The organism is Actinomadura viridis (assembly GCF_015751755.1).
GTDB lineage: Bacteria > Actinomycetota > Actinomycetes > Streptosporangiales > Streptosporangiaceae > Spirillospora > Spirillospora viridis.
Genome location: NZ_JADOUA010000001.1, coordinates 2,523,928 through 2,541,422, shown reverse-complemented (window position 1 = coordinate 2,541,422; position 17,495 = coordinate 2,523,928). Strand labels below are relative to the sequence as shown.

Genomic DNA, 17,495 nt, shown 5'->3' with positions numbered 1-17,495 from the left:
CCGCGATGACCCGGGACCCGCGGAGCGACGAGGACGAGTTCCTGGCGGAGTACGACCCCCGCGCCTACGACCCGCTCTCCGTCACGGTCGACGTGGTCGCGCTCACCATCCGCGACGGCGGGCTGCACGTCCTCCTGGTGCGTCGCGCCCGGCACCCGTTCGCGGGGGCGTGGGCCCTGCCCGGCGGTTTCGTCCGCGGGGTGCGCGGCGCCGAGGACCTGCCCGAGGCGGCGGTCCGGGAGCTGGCCGAGGAGACCGGGCTCGATGTGGAGGACGGCGCCCTCGGCCGCGTCCACCTCGAACAGCTCGGCACCTACGGGGCGCCCGGACGGGACCCGCGGATGCGCGTCATCTCCGTCGCCTACCTGGCGTTCGCGCCGGAGCTGCCCGACCCGGAGGCGGGCGGGGACGCCGCCGACGCCGCCTGGGTCCCGATCGGCCGGCTGGGGCTCACCGGCGCGGGCGTCCAGGCCCCGGGCACCACCCGCAGGCTCGCCTTCGACCACGCGCGCATCCTGGCCGACGGCCTGGAACGGGCGCGCGCCAAGCTCGAGTACACCCCGCTGGCCACGGCCTTCTGCGCGGCCGAGTTCACCATCCCCGAGCTGCGGGCCGTCTACGAGGCCGTCTGGGACGAGGAACTGCACGCGGGGAACTTCCACCGGAAGGTCCTATCGGTCCCCGGGTTCGTGGAGAGCACCGGGACCACCTCCGACCGGGCCGGACGGAAGGGCGGCCCCCGCCCCCGGCTCTACCGCGCCGGGGACGCGCGCCTCCTCCACCCCGCGCTGCTGCGGCCGAGCCGGGAGGAGGAGATCCGTTGACCGCGCTCGACGAGGCGCTGGCCCGCCTCGACCGCGCCCGTACCCCCTCCGACCTCTTCGGCCCCGACCGCGCAGGCGCGCAGCGGACCTACCGGCGGCTGGCCCGGGCGCTCCACCCCGACGCCACCGGCGGGCGCACCGGGCCCGACTTCACCCGCCTCAACGCGCTCTGGCGCAGCTACAACCGGACCGGTCCCGTCACCATCACCACCCGCCGCCACGAGTACCTGCTGCGCGGCAAGCGCGCGGCCGGCGACCTGGCCGACGTCTACGACGCCGCCTACGCCGGGGCCCGCACCGGGCCGCCCGACGCGGGCGCGGTGCTCAAGATCCCGCGCGACCCGGCGGACGGGGACCTCCTGGAGCGCGAGGCGACCGCGCTGCGGCAGCTCGCCAAGGACGGCGACCCGCGCTTCCGGGCGTACGCGCCGCGGCTGATCGAGTCGTTCCGGCACCGCGACGCCGACACCGGGGCGACGCGGCGGGTGAACGCGATCGAGCCGCTGGAGGGCTTCGTCACCCTGGCCGAGGTGCGCCGCGCCCACCCCGGCGGCCTGGATGCCCGCGACGCCGCGTGGATGTGGCGGCGCCTGCTGGTCGCGCTCGGCTTCGCGCACCGCGCGGGGGTGCTGCACGGCGCCGTCCTGCCCGAGCACGTCCTCGTCCACCCCGAGCAGCACGGCCTGGTCCTCATCGACTGGTGCTACTCCGTGCCGGGCCGCCTCGCGCCGTCCACCGGACGCGTCCCGGCGATGGTCGACCGCTACGCCGATTGGTACCCGCCGGAGGTGCCCGGACGGGAACGGGCGGGCGCCGAGACCGACGTCTTCATGGCCACCCGCTGCATGACCCACCTGATGGGCGGCAAGGCGCCCAAGCCGATGCGGCTGTTCGCGAGGGGCTGCCTGGCGGCGGCGCGGCGGCACCGCCCGGCGGACGCCTGGCGGCTGCTGGAGGAGTTCGACGAGCTCCTGGAACGCCTGTACGGCCCGCGCCGCTTCCGCCCGTTCACCATGCCCGCCACCCGTCCCCCCGAGTAGAACCCGAGTAGAAGGAGTCCCCCATGGGAAGCGGAACCTGGTCCACCGACGTCTACGACGCCGCCCGTTCCTACCGTGCCTCCACCGGCGCCAGCGCCTTCGCCTACAGCGACGGCGGCGCCACCACGGCCCACCCCGACCTGGACCCGCACGGCGTCGTCCTGCGCGAGAGCCGCGACTCCGACGACCACCCCGAGTCACTGGCCATCGCGGTGCTGTTCGACGTCACCGGCTCGATGCGCACCGTGCCGCGCACCCTGCAGGCCAAGCTGCCCGACCTGCTCGGGCTGCTGCTGCGCAAGGGGTACGTGGAGCACCCCCACATCATGTTCGGCGCGGTCGGCGACGCGACCTGCGACCGCGCCCCGCTGCAGGTCGGCCAGTTCGAGGCCGACAACCGCATGGACGACGACCTCGGCAAGATCCTGCTGGAGGGCGGGGGCGGCGGCCAGATGACCGAGTCCTACGAGCTGGCGATGTACTTCATGGCCCGGCACACCGCGATCGACTGCCTCGAGAAGCGGGGCAGGAAGGGCTACCTGTTCATGATCGGCGACGAGCTGGCCTATCCCGCGGTCAAGCGCCGGGAGATCGCCAAGGTGATCGGGGGCGAACCGCGCGGCGACGTCCCCATCGAGGAGCTGGTCCGCGAGCTCCAGCGCAAGTACGAGGTGTACTTCATCATCCCCGAGGGGGCCTACCACGCGCGCAGCCGGAAGCTGGCGGACTTCTGGCGGGGGCTGCTCGGCCAGCACGTCCTCTTCCTGGACGATCTCGACGCGGTCTGCGAGACGATCGCGCTGACCATCGGGCTGTCCGAGGAGGCCATCGACCTCGACGAGGGCCTGGAGCACCTGGACGAGTTCGGCTCCGGCGCGGGCCCGTCGGTGTCGCGCGCGCTCGCCCCCCTGGACGCCTCGCGTTCCTCCCTCGCGGTCTCGGCCGGCCCGCCGGACCTGGGCTCGGGCCCGTCCGCGACCACCCGGCTGTGAACTCCGCGGCACCGGTCGTCGTCGTCGACCTCGGCTTCGGGGACGCCGGCAAGGGCACGGTCGTGGACTGGCTCTGCGCGCGGGGGCCGGAGCCGGTCCACGCCGTGGTCCGCTTCAACGGCGGCGCCCAGGCGGCGCACAACGTCGTGACCCCGGACGGGCGGCATCACACGTTCGCGCAGTTCGGGTCCGGGACGTTCACGCCGGGCGTCCGGACCCACCTGTCGCGCTTCATGCTGGTCGACCCCCTCGCCCTCGCGGCCGAGGCCGGCCACCTGCGCGCCCTGGGGGTCGGCGACGCGCTGGACCGCCTCACCGCCGACCGGGACGCGCTGCTCACGACGCCGTACCACCGGGCCGCCAACCGTGCGCGCGAGCGCGCCCGCGGCGCGGACCGGCACGGGTCGTGCGGCATGGGGATCGGCGAGACCGCCGCGTACGCCCTGGCCCATGACGACGCGCCCCGCGTGGGCGACTGCCTCTCCCCCGCCCGGCTTCGCCGCCGCCTGACCGCGGTGCGCGACCGGTATCTGGAGGAGTTCCCCGCGGCCACGGCCGGGGAGGCGGTGCCTCCGGTGGAGGACTGCGTGGCCGCCTTCACCGCCTTCGCCGAACGGGTCCGCGTCGTCCCCGGGGACCACCTTCACCGGCTGCTGCGGACCGGCCGGGTCGTGTTCGAGGGCGCCCAGGGGGTGCTGCTGGACGAGTGGCACGGCTTCCACCCGTACACGACCTGGTCCACCACCACGTTCGCCAACGCCGAGACCCTGCTGCGCGAGGCGGGGGACGCGGGCGGGCCCGCGGTGCGCCTGGGCGTGCTGCGCGCGTACGCGACCAGGCACGGGCCGGGGCCGTTCGTCACCGAGGACCCCGCCCTGACCGCGGACCTGCCCGACCCGCACAACGGCACCGGACCGTGGCAGGGGTCCTTCCGTGTCGGCCATCTCGACGCGGTGGCCCTGCGCTACGCGCTGGAGGTCGCGGGGGGAGCCGACGCCCTCGCCGTGACGCACCTGGACGTGGCGCGGGCGCGCGGGGACCTGAAGGTGTGCGTGGCCTACGACGGCATGGAGCGCCTGCCCGTGCACGAGGGCGGCGACCTGGAGGGCCGGGCGGCGCTGGCACGGCGGCTCCTGACCGCCCGCCCGGTCTACGCGCCGCTCGGCGCGGATCCGGTGCCGGTGATCGAGGACATGCTCGGCGTCCCCGTGGCGCTCCGTTCGTACGGGCCCACCGCGGCGGACAAGCGCGCCGCGCGGGCGGCACGGTGTGATCGCACAAGGCCCTCGCCCGCCCGCTGTGCGAACGGCGATTGACCGTTCCGGCCGGGTGCGGTCTGATCGCCACAGACTCACCCCCAAGCACCCGAGCTTCCGAGCACCCGAGCTTCCGAGCCCACCCCCACGGAGGTCAGCCTTGCGTGCCCGAGTCCTGCGCGCGGCCGCGGTGGCCGTCGCGTTCGTCACGGCGGCCGTCTCCCCGGGCGCCGTCGCCGTCCCGCCCGCGTCCGCCGCGCCCGCCCCCGCCGCCTCGCCCGCCACCGGCGACGGCTGCGACCCGGTCGACCCGGCCGCGTGCCTGCTGCCGTTCCCCAGCGACTGGTACACGGTGCGGGACGCCTCCACCCCGACCGGGCGCCGCGTCGCCATGCGGACCACCCTGCGCAACTCCCTCGGCGTGCCGATCCGCCCGGACGAGTGGAACCGCGCCGACGGCTTCTCCCCCGGCTCGATGCTGCTCACCCACGTCCCGGGACTCGACCTGGCCCGCACCGGCGCCGCGCCGATCACCGACATCGGCGCCTCGCTGCGCCCGGACGCGCCGATCGCCATCATCGAAACCGCCACCGGCGAACGCTGGCCGTACTGGGCGGAGCTGGACGCCGCCGCCGACCGGCCCGAACGGCGGGCCCTGATCGTCCGCCCGGCCCGCAACTTCCGCGAGGGCCACCGGTACGTGGTCGCGCTGCGCGGCCTGCGGGACGCGGCGGGCGACCCGATCCCCCCGAACCCGACGTTCGCGAAGGTCCTCGGGCCCGAGCTGCCGCCCGGCGACCCGCTGCGCGAGCGGCAGCGCGCCGGCCGCGCGGTGCTCGCCGACCTGGCCCGGCACGGCGTGGGCCGGGACGGGCTGCACCTGGCCTGGGACTTCACCGTCGCCAGCCGGCAGAGCCTGGCCGGGCGGATGCTGCACATCCGCGACGACGCGCTGGCCCGTCTCGGCCGCTCGTCCCCGAAGTTCGTGGTGACCCAGGTGACCGACGACGTCGACGAGAGGATCGGCCGGGAGGTCAAGGGCCTGGTCTTCGCGCCCAGCTACCTGAACCTGCCCGGCGGCCCGCCCGGCTCGCAGTTCCACTACGGCCGCGACGGGCGCCCCGCGCGCCTGCCCGGCAACACCCAGGCCGTCCCGTTCCAGTGCGAGATCCCGCGTTCGGCGTTCGACAGGCCGGCGCGCCCGGCGCTGTACGGGCACGGCCTGCTCGGCGGCGAGGGCGAGGTGGGGGCGGGCAACGTCAAGGCGATGGCCGCCGAGCACGGCTTCGCCTTCTGCGCGACCAAGTGGATCGGCATGGCCAGCGAGGACGTGCCCAACGTCGTCACCGCGCTGGCCGACCTGACCCGGTTCCAGACCGTCGCGGACCGGCTCCAGCAGGGCATGCTCGGTTTCATCTTCCTCGGCCGGGCCATGACGCGCGGCTTCACCGGACACGAGGCGTTCCAGAACGCCGGCGGCGCGCCGCTCATCGACACCGGCGTGCGGCTGACCTACGACGGCAACAGCCAGGGCGGCATCATGGGCGGCGCCCTGACCGCCGTCTCCCCCGACATCCGCCGGGCCGTGCTCGGCGTCCCAGGGATGAACTACAGCACGCTGCTCAACCGCAGCTCCGACTACCCCACCTACGGCCAGGTCCTCAACGCCTTCTACCCCGACAAGCTCGACCAGCAGATCGCGTTCGGGCTGATCCAGATGCTCTGGGACCGCGGTGAGGCCAACGGGTACGCCCAGCACATGACCGGCAGCCCCCTGCCGGGGACACCGTCGCACAAGGTGCTGATGCACGTCGCGTTCGGGGACCACCAGGTCGCCCCGGTCGCCGCCGAGGTGCAGGCCCGCACGATCGGCGCACGCCTCCACACGCCCGCGGTACGGCCCGGCCGCCTCCCGGACAAGGTGCCGTACTGGGGCATCCCGGGCATCGGTTCGTACCCGTACAACGGCTCGGCGATGGTCGTCTGGGACAGCGGCTCGCCCGTGCCTCCCCTGACCAACACGCCGCCGACCGAGGGCCGCGACCCGCACTCGGATCCCCGGAACGCGCCCGAGGCGCGGCGCCAGAAGGCGGCCTTCCTGACGACGGGGAAGGTCATCGACGTCTGCGCCGGCGCGCCCTGCACCATCACCCCCGGGTCCTGACCGGCCGCGGCGCCTGGGCCCCTGTCCCGAAGGGCCTCGGCCACCGCGCGAGCGCGTTGGCTGCCCGGTGGGGCGATGCCGGAGGCGAGCCTCACCGGGCGGATCGCGAAGCGATGCCGCGCTCGCACGGGCCCGGTCAGGCGCGAGCCGCCGGGCGAGCGCCGTGGGCCGGGACTAGAAAACAGCGCCTACTCGACGAGCCTCTGGTGGGCCAGTGCCCACCAGAGCTCGGCGAGGGTGCTGTGGTCGCGCAGGTCCGCGCCGGTCAGCTCCTCGAAACGGCGCAGCCGGTTCCGCAGGGTGTTGGGGTGGACGAACAGCGTGCGCGCGGCGTCCTCCACGTGCATGCCGCCCTTGAGGTAGGTGACGACCGTGCGCTCGATGTCGGGCAGGTCCCGGACGGGCGCCAGGTAGCGCTCGTACAGGATCGTCCCGATCTCGTTCTCGGCCGCGACCGCCGGGTGCAGCCCCAGATCGGCCAGGTCGTACACCCCGTTCATGCCGAACCGGGCCGCGGTGTCCAGGGCGCGCGTGGCACGGGCGAACGCCCCGACGGCCTCCGCGGGCCGGGTCGAGGGGCCGACCCCCACCACCACGTCGCCGCGCAGCCTGGGGCGGGGGCGGCGCGCGAGGAGCCCCGCGACGTCGCCGTCGAGCAGCGTCACCGGCGGGGAGGTGTGCGGGAAGTAGGGCACCAGCGCCGCCACCACGGAACGGGCGCCGGCGCCGCCCCGGGCGCGGAACGGCACGTACTCGCGGTCGGGATCGAGCCCGAACGCCGCCGCCTGCAGGTGGAGCCCCGCCCGGTCGAGCGTGCCCGACAGGAGCGCCCGGATGAAAGCGCCGCGCCGCTGCTGCGCGTCCAGGGCGGCCTCCAGGTCGACCCGGCGATGCTCGCGCGCGGCCCGTACCATCACGCCGTCGGCCCATTCCCACACGCGTTCGGCCAGGGCCAGGATCTCGCCGGGGTCGGCGGCGTTGCGCTTGGCCTCGGCGGCGAAGCACTCCCACACCGTGCGGACCCCGATCCGGTAGGCGTGCAGCACGTCCTCCACGGGGATCCCGCGTCCGGCCCGGTCGGCCCCGACCGCCGCCGCCTCCGCGGCGACCATGGACGCGTCGTCCCCCGCGCGGTCCTCGTCGAAGAGGAACCCGATGCCGTCGTGCACGCTGGCCGCCACCCCGGGGCGCAGGCGCTCCCGCGGCACCGCGGCGTACGACGGGATCTCCTCGACGATGCGGTCGACGACCACGTCGACCACCGCCTCCGCCTCGTGCTGCAGTGACGCGACGGTCGCGGCCACCGCCGTGGACCTGTCCACCGGAAGCCTCCAGAACACGGTTCTGTCATCGGGGGACTGACAGGCTACGAAGATCTTCTCGTCCGGTACAGGGGCCGCGGCGGAAGGGCTAGGTGTTCGGGCGCGATTCCCGTACTTCGAGGGGCGCGGTGGGGTCGTCGTGATCCTGGCACGCCACCTCCGCGCCCTCGCCCGGGACCGGGACGGGCCCGGGAAGCTCCCAGCCCTGGGCGTCGAGGGCGCGCAGGAACGCCTCCACCATGGCGGCGTCGAAATGGCGGCCCGAGCACTTGCGCAGCTCTTCGACGGCCTCCTCGACCGTACGGGCCGGACGGTAGGAACGCGTCGAGGTCATCGAGTCGAACGCGTCCGCCACCGAGATCACCCGCGCGAACTCCGGGATCTCATCACCCGCCAGCCCCATCGGATACCCCTCGCCGTTCATCCGCTCATGGTGATGCATGATCCCCGCCAGCGCCTCGTCCAGGAACCCGATCTCCCGCACGATCTCCAGACCCCGCATCGGATGCAACTGGATCGCCGCGAACTCCTCCTCCGTCAACGACCCCGCCTTCTGCAACACCTTCGTGGGCACCCCCAGCTTCCCCACGTCATGCAACATCCCCGCATAACGGATCGCCTCCACCCGATCCGCCCGCATCCCGATCTCCCGCGCGATCATCACCGACCCCCGCGACACCCGCTCCGAATGACCCCGCGTGTAATAGTCCTTGGTCTCCACCGCCTGACACAACGCCGCCAACGTCGCCGCATGCGCCTGCTGCTGCGCCCGCGTCTGCTCCAACGCCCACCGCGCGATGAACAACGGCAACAACACCAGAACCGCCGCGAACGGCCCCACGCCCTCCCGCGACCACAGCCCCGCGATCAGCAGCCCGAACATCCCGTACCCCAGGCACCCGAACGCCAGCTGACCGCTCGCGCTCAGCAGCTCCCGCGGCACCGCCTGCCTGCTCAGCAGCAGGATCCCCGCCACCAGCAGCAGGTTCACCAGCACGAACGTCACCAGCGCCCCGAGGAAGGGGCCGAGCAGATGCTCGACGCCCCGGGCCTGGTCGAGGGTGATGCGGTCGCCGTTCAGCAGCTCGAAGACCACCCCCGCGGCGTGCCCCCCGAGCGCGAACTGGGCGCCGTTGAACATCCGCTTGACCGGCGGGATGGAGCGCTGGCCGGTGACGATGGCGCACGCCCCCAGCAGCGCCGCCCCCTCCGGCCCGAGCAGGACCACCGACGCCAGGCTCGCCGCGAAGCTCAGCGACACGCGGGCGTGCTCCACGTTGAGCTGGGCCGGCGCCGAGTCGCAGACCAGGAACAGCAGCGCCAGGACGATGAGCGTCGTCCAGTCCAGCCCCTCGTAGGAGGCGGTGGCGACGAGCCCGGCCGCCAGGGCGACCACTCCGCACACGTACGCCCAGGCGGCCAGCGGGAGTCCGGGCATGCGGCCCCTCCAGGAGTCCAGGAGTCGACGTGCCGGAAACCCTAACCGAAACATGAGCGCTAGGTGAGCGTTTCATCACTGAGAGCATCGAAATCCCCTCCTCCCGTCAAGCGACGGCGAGGCGGTCACCGGGAGGCGGTGACGAAGGCGTGAAGTCCTGCTTCACTTGACGCCATGAAGGACACCGCCGTCGACATGGTCGTCGTGGAGGGCGAACGCCACGCCCATGTGCTCCTGGCGGGTGAGATGGACCTGCTCTCCGCCCCCTCCGTCCGTGGCCACCTGCTCGACCTGGTCTCGGAACGCCCCCTCGTGCTGGACGTGGCGGGGGTCTCGTTCTTCGACGCCGAGGGGCTGCGGACGGTGGCGGTGACGGCCCGCCGCGGCCTGGAGCGCGGGACGGGGGTGGCCCTGGTCGGGGCGCGACCGTTCCCGGAGAAGATGTTCCGCATCCTGCGCATGCACGAGGTGGTCCCGCTGTGCTCCACGGCGCGGGAGGCCCTGTGCTGCCTGCTCCCGCGCACCGACGAGGAGATCGCCGACTGGCTCGGCCCCTGACCCCGGCGGGCGGCCTCAGCCCTCGGAGAGGTACCGTTCGACGCTCTCGACCTTGGCGTCCAGGGCGCCGGTGACCCCGGGACGCAGATCGGCCTTGAGGACCAGGCCGACCCGCGGTGCGCGCGCGGCCACCGCCTCGGTGGCGGCCTTCACCACGGCCATCACCTCGTCCCACTCCCCCTCGATGGTGGTGAACATGGCGTCGGTACGGTTGGGCAGCCCGCTGGCCCGCACCACCCGTACCGCCTCCGCGACGGCCTCTCCGACATCCTCACCGGTGCCGAGCGGGGTCACCGAGAACGCGACGAGCACAGCGCACACCTCTTCTTCACTCGTTCCCTCCCCGGCGGGGAAGGGAGGTCACGGCTGGACGACCTGCCGCACCACGATCTCATCGAGCCGGCGCTCGACGATCACCCCCTCCGGCCAGTCGCGGACCAGGCAGCGCAGCAGGGCGGCCTCGTGCTCGGCGAACGTGGGGTCGCAGCCCTGCTGCTCCAGGCTCGACCGGATCGCCAGGACGTAGTCGGCGTCGGAGAACCCGGGGATCTCCCGGACCATCGCCGTCGTGGTCGCCCGGTGCGAGTTCAGCCCGGCGAACGAGCGCCCGCAGCCGCACCCTCCGTCGGGGTCGCCCTCGTCGCGCGGGCACACCACGCCGATATGGACGAGCTCGCCCTCGACGCACCACGCGAAGTCGTTGTCGCGGAATCCCTGAGTGACGTTCGTGGCGGTGAGCAGCTTCAAGGCCGTACCCCCCTCGGCGCGTCCGTGACCATGCCTACCGTACGACGCGGGTCCGACAACACGCGCGGGCGCCCGTGGCCAAACTCCCTGCCCGGGCAGATGTGCCTGCCCGTGCGGGAGCCGGGGAGTTGTCGTAGCGTCGATGGCATGAGCGATGTCCTCGTCCGGCACGACGGCGCCTTCACCACGATCACCCTGAACCGCCCGGAGCGGCGGAACGCGCTCTCCCGTGACTTCCTCCTCGCCCTGACCGAGACGTTCAGGAGGGAGGGGGCGACGGACGCGCGAGGCATCATCCTCGCGGCGAACGGACCGGTCTTCTCCGCGGGCCACGACTTCGCCGACATGGCCGGGGCCTCCCACGCCGACGTGCGCGGTCTCCTGCAGACCTGCGCCGAGCTCATGCGGACGATCCAGTCCGTCCCCCAGGTGGTGGTGGCGCGCGTCCACGCCCTGGCCACCGCGGCCGGGTGCCAGCTGGTCGCGAGCTGCGACCTGGCGGTCGCCGCGGAGAGCGCGGGCTTCGCCGCCCCGGGCGGCAAGGGCGGCTGGTTCTGCCACACCCCGATGGTGCCGATCTCCCGCGCGGTCGGCCGCAAGCGGGCGATGGAGATGGCCCTCACCGGTGACATCGTCGACGCGCGCACGGCCTGCGAGTGGGGGCTGATCAACTACGCGGTCCCGGACGGCGAGCTGGAGAAGGCGACGGCGGAGCTGCTGCGCCGCGCCACGCGGGGCAGCGCCCGGAGCAAGGCCCTCGGCAAGCAGGGGCTGTACGCCCAGTTCGACCGTCCGGAACAGGACGCCTACACCTACGCCATCGAGGTGATGGCCGCGTCCAGCCAGACGCCCGAGGCGCAGGAGGGGATGAACGCCTTCCTGGAGAAGCGCCCTCCGGCCTGGCCGGCCTGACGGCCGCCGCGACGCCGCGAGCCCCGGCCGGGAGCCGGGGCTCGGGCGTCGTGCCGTGCGGTAGGGCGGGCGGGACTCGAACCCGCGGCCAAAAGATTATGAGTCTCCTGCTCTAACCGGCTGAGCTACCGCCCCGCGCGTGCGGCCGGTGATCCCGAGCGGTCCCGGCACGCCGGACTCATCCTAGCGGCGGGGCTCGCCCGCGGGCCACAGGGAACGGCGGGGTCGCCCTCGCGGGGGACCCCGAAGTCATCCTCCGTACCGAGTGACGGCCGTGGTGACCGGTGGGTAGGGTCCCGGCTATGCCCAGACTCCTCGCTCGACGTGTACCGCTGACCGGTGTTCTGCGCGCCCTCCTGGCGGGGACGATGGCGGCCACGGTGATGACCGCCTGCTCGGGCGGGGACGGCGGTGGCGGCGGGGGTGGCGGTGCCGGGCCGGCGTTCGACGCGGCCGACACCCTGCGGCGGTCCTCGGCCGCGATGGCCGGCCTCAAGAGCATCGGGTTCACGATGACGACCGAGGGCAAGCCGCCGATCATGGTCCGGGGCGGCGAGATGAAGCTGCTGCGCGGCGGCGACGCCGACGGCACCGTCACCGTCGAGCAGTCCGGCCAGAGGGTGGAGATGGAGATCGTCGCGTCCGGTGACAGCGTCTACATCAAGGCCGTCACCGGCGGCTGGCGGAAGGTGCCCCGGGCGATGGCGGCGACGCTGTACGACCCGTCGGCGGTGCTCGATCCCGAGCGGGGCATCAGCAAGCTGCTGACCACGGTCACCGGGCCGCGGGCGGAGGCCACCGAGAAGGTCGGGGGCAAGGAGGCCCGCCGGGTGGGCGTGACGCTGCCCAAGGCCGCGGTCGGCGGGCTGATCCCGGGGGTGGACTCCGACGTGAAGGGGCAAGTCTGGGTGAGCACCGCCGATCACCGGCTGCTGAAGGTCAGGGGCGACGTCCCGCCGGCCGCCGGGGGCGGCGACCGCGGCTCGGTGATCATCACCTTCACCGAGTTCGACGCGCCGTACACGATCAAAGCCCCCGCGTGAGCTCCGGCGTGAGCCGCCGGGTCGCGATCGGGGCCGGCGGCTCGGTGGTGCTGCTGGCCGCCCTGGACGCCTACGTCGTCACCACCATCCTGATGGACGTCGTCCGTGACCTGGACATCCCGGTCAACCGGCTGCAGCGGGTGACGCCCGTCCTGACCGGGTTCCTGCTGGGGTACGTGGCGGCGATGCCGCTGCTGGGCCAGCTGTCGGACCGGTTCGGGCGCCGGGCGCTGCTGCAGGCGTGCCTGCTGTTCTTCGCCGCCGGGTCGGCCGTCACCGCGCTGGCGGACGGGGTGCCGGTGCTCACCGCCGGCCGGGTCGTGCAGGGCGTGGCGGGCGGCGCGCTGCTGCCGGTGACGATGGCGCTGGCGGGTGACCTCTGGGAGGAGCGGCGGCGGCCGGTCGTGCTGGGCGCGGTGGGGGCGGCACAGGAGCTGGGCAGCGTGCTCGGGCCGCTGTACGGGGCCGGGGTCGTCTGGCTGGCGGGCGACTGGCGGATGGTCTTCTGGGTCAACCTGCCGCTGACCGCGCTGGCCATGGTCGCCGTGCACGTGTCCGTTCCGCCGGGGCGCCCGGCGGCGGGGGCGCCGCGGCAGGGCGTCGACGTGGTGGGCGGGCTGCTGCTGGCGGCCGGGCTGGCGCTGCTGGTCGGCGGCCTCTACAACCCCGAGCCGGAGGAGTCGGCGCTGCCGCCGTGGGGGGTGCCGGTGGTGGCCGCCGGAGCCGTGGTCCTGCTGGTCTTCGCGCTCTGGGAGGTCAGGGCGCGCACGAGGCTGCTGGACCTGTCGGGCGTCCGGCGGGGGCCGCTGCTGGCGACGCTGGGCGTGAGCTTCCTGTCCGGCGCGGCGCTGATGGTGACGCTGGTGGACGTGGTCCTGGTGGCGCGGACGGTGCTGGGCAAGGACGAGGTCGAGGGCGCGCTGGTGCTGACCCGTTTCCTGGTGGCGCTGCCGGTCGCCGCGGTGCTGGGCGGGGTCCTCACCCGGCGGCTGGGCGAGCACTGGCCGATGGCGGCCGGGATGGCGCTCTCGGCGGCGGGCTACCTGCTGATCGCGGGCTGGCCCGCCGACCTGGCGGGGGCCTCCTACGGCCCGCTGCCCCGGATGGACGTCGACCTGGTGGTGACCGGGCTGGGCCTGGGCCTGGTGATCGCCCCGGTGTCGTCGGCGGTGCTGCGGGCGGTCCCGGCCGGCCGGCACGGGGTGGCGTCGGCCGCGGCGGTGGTGGCCCGGATGATGGGGATGCTGCTGGGCATCTCGGCGCTGTCGGCGTGGGGCTTCCACCGTTTCCACGACCTGACGGCCGATCTGCGTCCGCCGCTGCCGCTCATGATGCCGGCCGAGGAGTTCGCGCGGCGGCTGGCGGACTACAACGCCGCCGTGCAGGACGCGCTGCGCGCCGAGTACCGGGAGATCTTCCTGATCACCGCCGGGCTGTGCGCGGTGGGCGCGGTGCTCGCGCTCGCCACCCGGGTCCGCGGCGGGGATCCCGGCCGCGCCGAGGACGGCCCCGCGGCCGTGCCCGCCCCGGAGAGGGCATGATCACCACTGGATTCCGATTGGACGGGGCGCCGCCGGGAAGTCCCCTGACGAGCCCGCTCCCCGCGACGACAGGATGGTGCGGCCATGGCACGAGACGGCGCGCGTGACGCCACGCACGACGAGCCCCGCGACGCCCCGCAGGGCGGCCCGCGGGACGCCCCGTCCGGCACGTCCGGCGGGTGGGAGCGGATGGACGGCCTGGACGCCGGCTTCTTCTTCGCCGAGTCGGAGAACACTCCCCTGCACATCGCCTCGGTGACGGTGTTCGAGGGCCCGGCGCCGTCGTACGGGGACCTGGTGCGCAAGCTGCTCTCCAAGCTGGCCGGCATCCCGCGCTACCGGCAGCGGGTCCGCACGGTGCCGCTGCACCTGGGGCGGCCCGTCTGGGTCGACGACCCGCACTTCAACATCCTGTACCACGTACGGCACACCGCCGTGCCCGCGCCCGGAGGGCCCGAGCAGCTGCGCAACCTGGCCGGCCGGGTGCTGTCCCAGCGGCTGGACCCGGCCAAGCCGCTGTGGGAGATCTGGCTGGTCGAGGGGCTGGAGGACGGGTCCTGGGCGGCGATCACCAAGGTGCATCACTGCGTGGTCGACGGGGTCGGCGGGGTGGACCTGCTGACCGCCCTGTTCGACGTCACCCCCGACGCCGGGCCGGGCACGCCGGCCGAGCTGCCCGCGGCACGGCCCGAGCCCTCGCCGGAGGCCCTGCTGACCGAGGCCGTACGCGACGTGGTCACCGAGCCGCTGCGGGGGATCGCCGGGCTGCCGGGCCTGGCCCGCCGCCTCACCAGCCCCGCGACGCTGCGCGGGCTGGGCATCGAGGTGCCCAGGGTCCTGGGGCGGATCGCGCGTCCCACGACCGGCTCGCTCAACGGGCCGATCGGCCCGCATCGCCGCTGGATGTGGACGCATGCCGAGATGGACGAGATCCGGCTCGTCCGCAAGGCGTTCGGCGGGACGGTGAACGACGTCATCCTGGCCACGGTCACCCATGGGTACCGGGTGGTGCTGGAGGGGCGGGGCGAGCTGGAGCCGGGCGGGCGGGTCCGGGCGCTGGTGCCGGTGTCGGTGCGGGGCGAGGACGAGCGCGGCGCGGTCCGCAACCGGGTGTCGGGCGTCCTGGTCGACCTGCCGGTGGGCGAGGACGATCCGCGCCGCCGGCTGTTCGAGATCCGGCGGCAGATGAACGACGTGAAGCGCACCCACCAGGCGGCGGGCGGGGAGGCCCTGGCCCGGCTGGCCGGGTTCGCCCCGACGCTGATGGCGCTCGGGTCGCGGTACGCGCTCAGCCAGAACCAGCCGCTGGTGCAGACCGTGGTGACCAACGTCCCCGGCCCGGACTTCCCGCTGTACGTGCTGGGGCGGAGGCTGGTCGGGCTGTACCCGTTCGTGCCGCTGGCGGCGGGCATCCGGTCGGGGGTGGCGGTCTTCTCCTACCGCGGGCGGGTCACGTTCGGGCTGACCGGCGACTTCGACGGGATGCCCGACCTGGACGCGCTCGCCCAGGGCATCCGCGGCGGCTTCGACGAGCTGGTCGGGCTCGCGGAGGCCGCGTGAGGCGCCGTCAGATCCGCCCGGTCCTGCGCTGGGCGGCCAGCAGCCAGAGCAGGTAGCCGCCGCCCACCAGGCCGGTCACCACACCGACCGGGAGCTGGTGGCCGGGGAAGAGCCGCTGACCGGCGAGGTCGGCCGTCACCATCAGCGCGGCGCCCATGACCGTCGCGGGGAGCAGGTTCGGGCCGGGCGCGCGGGTGAGCGCGGCGGCCAGCCGCGGCGCGGTGAGCGCGACGAACGCGACGGGCCCGGCCGCCGCGGCGGCGAGGGCCGCCAGCAGGACCGCCGCGGCGAGCAGGACCGGCCGGACGCGTCCCACCGGCGTCCCGAGGGCGTGCGCGGCGTCGTCGCCCAGCTCCAGCATCCGCAGCGAGCGGCCGCAGCCGGCGATCACGACCGGCGCCAGGACGGCCAGCGCCGCCAGCAGCGGTCCCGCGTCGCCCCAGTCGCGCCCGTCCAGGCTGCCGGTCAGCCACAGCACGGCGCGGGCCGCTTCGGTGATCTGCGCCCGGGTGATCAGGTAGCCGTTCACCCCGGTCAGGATCGCCGCGACGCCGATGCCGGTGAGCACCAGCCGGGTGCCGTGCAGGCCGTTCCGGCCGGTGAGCGCGTAGATCACCAGCCCGGCCGCCAGCCCGCCGCCGGCCGCGCCGCCGGCCACGGCCAGGCTGCCGGCGCCGCCCGCCAGGACGATGGTGAGGAGCACGCCGGTGGCCGCGCCCTGGGTGAGGCCGAGCAGGTCGGGACTGCCGAGCGGGTTGCGGGCCAGCGACTGGAAGACCGCCCCGGCCAGGCCCAGCGCCGCGCCCGCGGCCAGCGCGGTCGCGACGCGGGGCAGCCGCAGTTCGTGCACGATGAACGTCTCGGCGGGGCCGCCGCCGCCCAGCAGGGCCCGCAGCACGGCGCCGGGCGGCATCGGGTAGTCGCCGCCGCCGATGAGCAGCACGCCGACCCCGGACGCGACCAGCGCGCAGGCCACGGTGACCGCGGCGGCGCGCGGCGTGTACCGCGAGGGAGGCCGTGTGTGGGGCCGCAGGGGAAGCCGCGAAGGGCGCCGCGTGGCGGGCCGTCCGGGGGGAGGCGCGGAGGTGCCCTTCATGACGCGGCCACCCGCCTCCCCCGGACGAGCGCGAGGAACAGCGGCCCGCCGAGGACCACGGTGATCACTCCTACCTGGATCTCCGAGGGCCGGGCGGCGACCCGGCCGAGCACGTCCGCGGCCAGCATGAGCGCGGGCGCCAGGACCGCCGAGTAGGGCAGCACCCAGCGCAGGTCCGGCCCGGTCAGCGCGCGCACCGCGTGCGGCACCATCAGGCCGAGGAACACGATGGGCCCGCAGGCGGCGGTGGCCGCCCCGCACAGCAGCGTCACGGCCACGATCGCCACGGCGCGGGTACGGGCGGGGCCGGCGCCCAGCGCGCGGGCGGCGTCCTCCCCCATGGCCAGCGCGTTCAAGGGGCGGGCCAGCGCCAGTGCCAGCACCACGCCGACGGCGATGAACGGCGCCATCCGCTGGACCGTGGCGGGATGCGCGGCGGCCAGCGACCCGACCGTCCAGAACCGCATCCGGTCGAGCGACGCGGTGTCGAGCAGCTGCACCGCGTTGACGTAGGAGTAGAGCGCGGCGTTGAGCGCCGCGCCGGCCAGCGCCAGGCGGGCGGGGGTGGCGGCGCGCCCGCCGCCGACCGCGTACAGCAGGACCGCCACGGCCCCGGCGCCCGCGAACGCGAACCACACGTATCCGGTGAAGGACGCGACGCCGAGGAAGGAGATCGCCGACACCACCGCCGCCGACGCCCCCGCGCTGATGCCGAGCAGGCCCGGGTCGGCGAGGGGGTTGCGGGTCACCGCCTGCATCACGGCTCCGGCCAGGCCGAGCGCCGTACCCGCCAGCAGGCCCAGCAGCGTGCGCGGGAGCCGCATCTGGTGGACGACGGTGTAGCCCTCCGATCCGGCCTCGAACAGGCCGCGCCAGACCTGGGACGGGGCCAGGGGGCGGGCGCCCACCGCCAGGCTGAGCAGGACGACGGCGAGGAGCACGGCGACGGCGATCGGCAGCCCGGCCGCGCGGAGGGAACCAGGAGGGCTCATGGGGGAACGT

At 74.7% G+C, this 17,495-nt stretch carries 16 protein-coding genes and 1 tRNA gene; 10 read left to right on the top strand and 7 right to left on the bottom strand.

The genetic code is table 11. The features are described from left to right. Positions 1 to 5 precede the first annotated feature (5 nt). From IW256_RS11340 to IW256_RS11320, 5 genes are all read left to right on the top strand, one after another. Complete coding sequence (locus IW256_RS11340) at positions 6 to 824, top strand: NUDIX hydrolase (protein WP_197010917.1); 819 nt, start codon at positions 6 to 8, stop codon at positions 822 to 824. Continuing rightward, the gene (locus tag IW256_RS11335) at positions 821 to 1,864 is read left to right on the top strand and encodes a protein kinase family protein (RefSeq protein ID WP_197010916.1); all 1,044 of its coding nucleotides are present in this window, start codon (positions 821 to 823) and stop codon (positions 1,862 to 1,864) included. The genes IW256_RS11340 and IW256_RS11335 overlap by 4 nt, the downstream gene beginning before the upstream one ends. 23 nt (positions 1,865 to 1,887) lie before the next feature. Beyond that, positions 1,888 to 2,856 carry a hypothetical protein gene (locus tag IW256_RS11330; protein ID WP_197010915.1) on the top strand — a complete coding sequence of 323 codons (969 nt, stop codon included), beginning with the start codon at positions 1,888 to 1,890 and terminating at the stop codon, positions 2,854 to 2,856. Next, on the top strand, positions 2,853 to 4,172 hold the full coding sequence (locus tag IW256_RS11325; protein WP_197010914.1) for an adenylosuccinate synthetase: 1,320 nt from the start codon (positions 2,853 to 2,855) through the stop codon (positions 4,170 to 4,172). Before IW256_RS11330 ends, IW256_RS11325 begins: the two co-directional genes overlap by 4 nt. A 100-nt stretch (positions 4,173 to 4,272) precedes the next feature. Beyond that, a complete protein-coding gene (locus IW256_RS11320; RefSeq protein WP_197010913.1) occupies positions 4,273 to 6,276 on the top strand; it encodes a hypothetical protein in 2,004 nt (667 codons plus the stop codon). Between the two features lie 188 nt (positions 6,277 to 6,464). Here IW256_RS11320 and IW256_RS42700 read toward each other — a convergent pair whose 3' ends face one another. After that, the gene (locus IW256_RS42700) at positions 6,465 to 7,598 is read right to left on the bottom strand and encodes a PucR family transcriptional regulator (protein ID WP_197010912.1); all 1,134 of its coding nucleotides are present in this window, start codon (positions 7,596 to 7,598) and stop codon (positions 6,465 to 6,467) included. An 88-nt stretch (positions 7,599 to 7,686) separates the two neighbouring features. Next, positions 7,687 to 9,036, bottom strand: coding sequence for an HD-GYP domain-containing protein (locus IW256_RS11310; RefSeq protein WP_197010911.1), 1,350 nt, complete (start codon positions 9,034 to 9,036; stop codon positions 7,687 to 7,689). A gap of 174 nt (positions 9,037 to 9,210) precedes the next feature. Between IW256_RS11310 and IW256_RS11305 the strand changes: the two genes are divergently transcribed. Then, positions 9,211 to 9,594 (top strand): STAS domain-containing protein, encoded by a 384-nt coding sequence (locus IW256_RS11305; protein ID WP_197010910.1) that lies wholly within the window; start codon positions 9,211 to 9,213, stop codon positions 9,592 to 9,594. Positions 9,595 to 9,609: 15 nt separating this feature from the next. Here the strand turns inward: IW256_RS11305 and IW256_RS11300 are convergent, their stop codons facing one another. Then, complete coding sequence (locus tag IW256_RS11300; protein ID WP_197010909.1) at positions 9,610 to 9,906, bottom strand: MTH1187 family thiamine-binding protein; 297 nt, start codon at positions 9,904 to 9,906, stop codon at positions 9,610 to 9,612. Between the two features lie 48 nt (positions 9,907 to 9,954). Further along, a complete protein-coding gene (locus tag IW256_RS11295) occupies positions 9,955 to 10,341 on the bottom strand; it encodes a DUF7715 family protein (RefSeq protein WP_197010908.1) in 387 nt (128 codons plus the stop codon). Between the two features lie 147 nt (positions 10,342 to 10,488). Here IW256_RS11295 and IW256_RS11290 point away from each other — a divergent pair, with 147 nt between their 5' ends. Then, positions 10,489 to 11,253, top strand: a complete 765-nt coding sequence (locus IW256_RS11290) for an enoyl-CoA hydratase-related protein (RefSeq protein WP_197010907.1) — start codon at positions 10,489 to 10,491, stop codon at positions 11,251 to 11,253. Between the two features lie 61 nt (positions 11,254 to 11,314). On the opposite strand, the gene IW256_RS11285 is transcribed toward IW256_RS11290, so the two are convergent. Beyond that, a tRNA-Ile gene (locus tag IW256_RS11285) sits at positions 11,315 to 11,388 on the bottom strand. Positions 11,389 to 11,555: 167 nt separating this feature from the next. On the opposite strand from IW256_RS11285, the gene IW256_RS11280 reads away from it, so the two are divergent. The 3 genes from IW256_RS11280 to IW256_RS11270 all read left to right on the top strand — a co-directional run bounded on the left by IW256_RS11280 (position 11,556) and on the right by IW256_RS11270 (position 15,397). After that, on the top strand, positions 11,556 to 12,296 hold the full coding sequence (locus IW256_RS11280) for an LppX_LprAFG lipoprotein (RefSeq protein ID WP_231403746.1): 741 nt from the start codon (positions 11,556 to 11,558) through the stop codon (positions 12,294 to 12,296). Further along, complete coding sequence (locus IW256_RS11275) at positions 12,293 to 13,837, top strand: MFS transporter (protein WP_307828842.1); 1,545 nt, start codon at positions 12,293 to 12,295, stop codon at positions 13,835 to 13,837. Before IW256_RS11280 ends, IW256_RS11275 begins: the two co-directional genes overlap by 4 nt. Positions 13,838 to 13,921: 84 nt before the next feature. Beyond that, a complete protein-coding gene (locus IW256_RS11270; protein ID WP_231403745.1) occupies positions 13,922 to 15,397 on the top strand; it encodes a WS/DGAT/MGAT family O-acyltransferase in 1,476 nt (491 codons plus the stop codon). Positions 15,398 to 15,404: 7 nt separating this feature from the next. Here IW256_RS11270 and IW256_RS11265 read toward each other — a convergent pair whose 3' ends face one another. Both IW256_RS11265 and IW256_RS11260 read right to left on the bottom strand, forming a co-directional pair. Then, complete coding sequence (locus IW256_RS11265; protein WP_197010906.1) at positions 15,405 to 16,493, bottom strand: FecCD family ABC transporter permease; 1,089 nt, start codon at positions 16,491 to 16,493, stop codon at positions 15,405 to 15,407. Next, entirely contained in the window at positions 16,490 to 17,485 is a 996-nt protein-coding gene (locus IW256_RS11260) for a FecCD family ABC transporter permease (protein ID WP_197010905.1), read from the bottom strand. Before IW256_RS11260 ends, IW256_RS11265 begins: the two co-directional genes overlap by 4 nt. Positions 17,486 to 17,495: the final 10 nt, after the last annotated feature.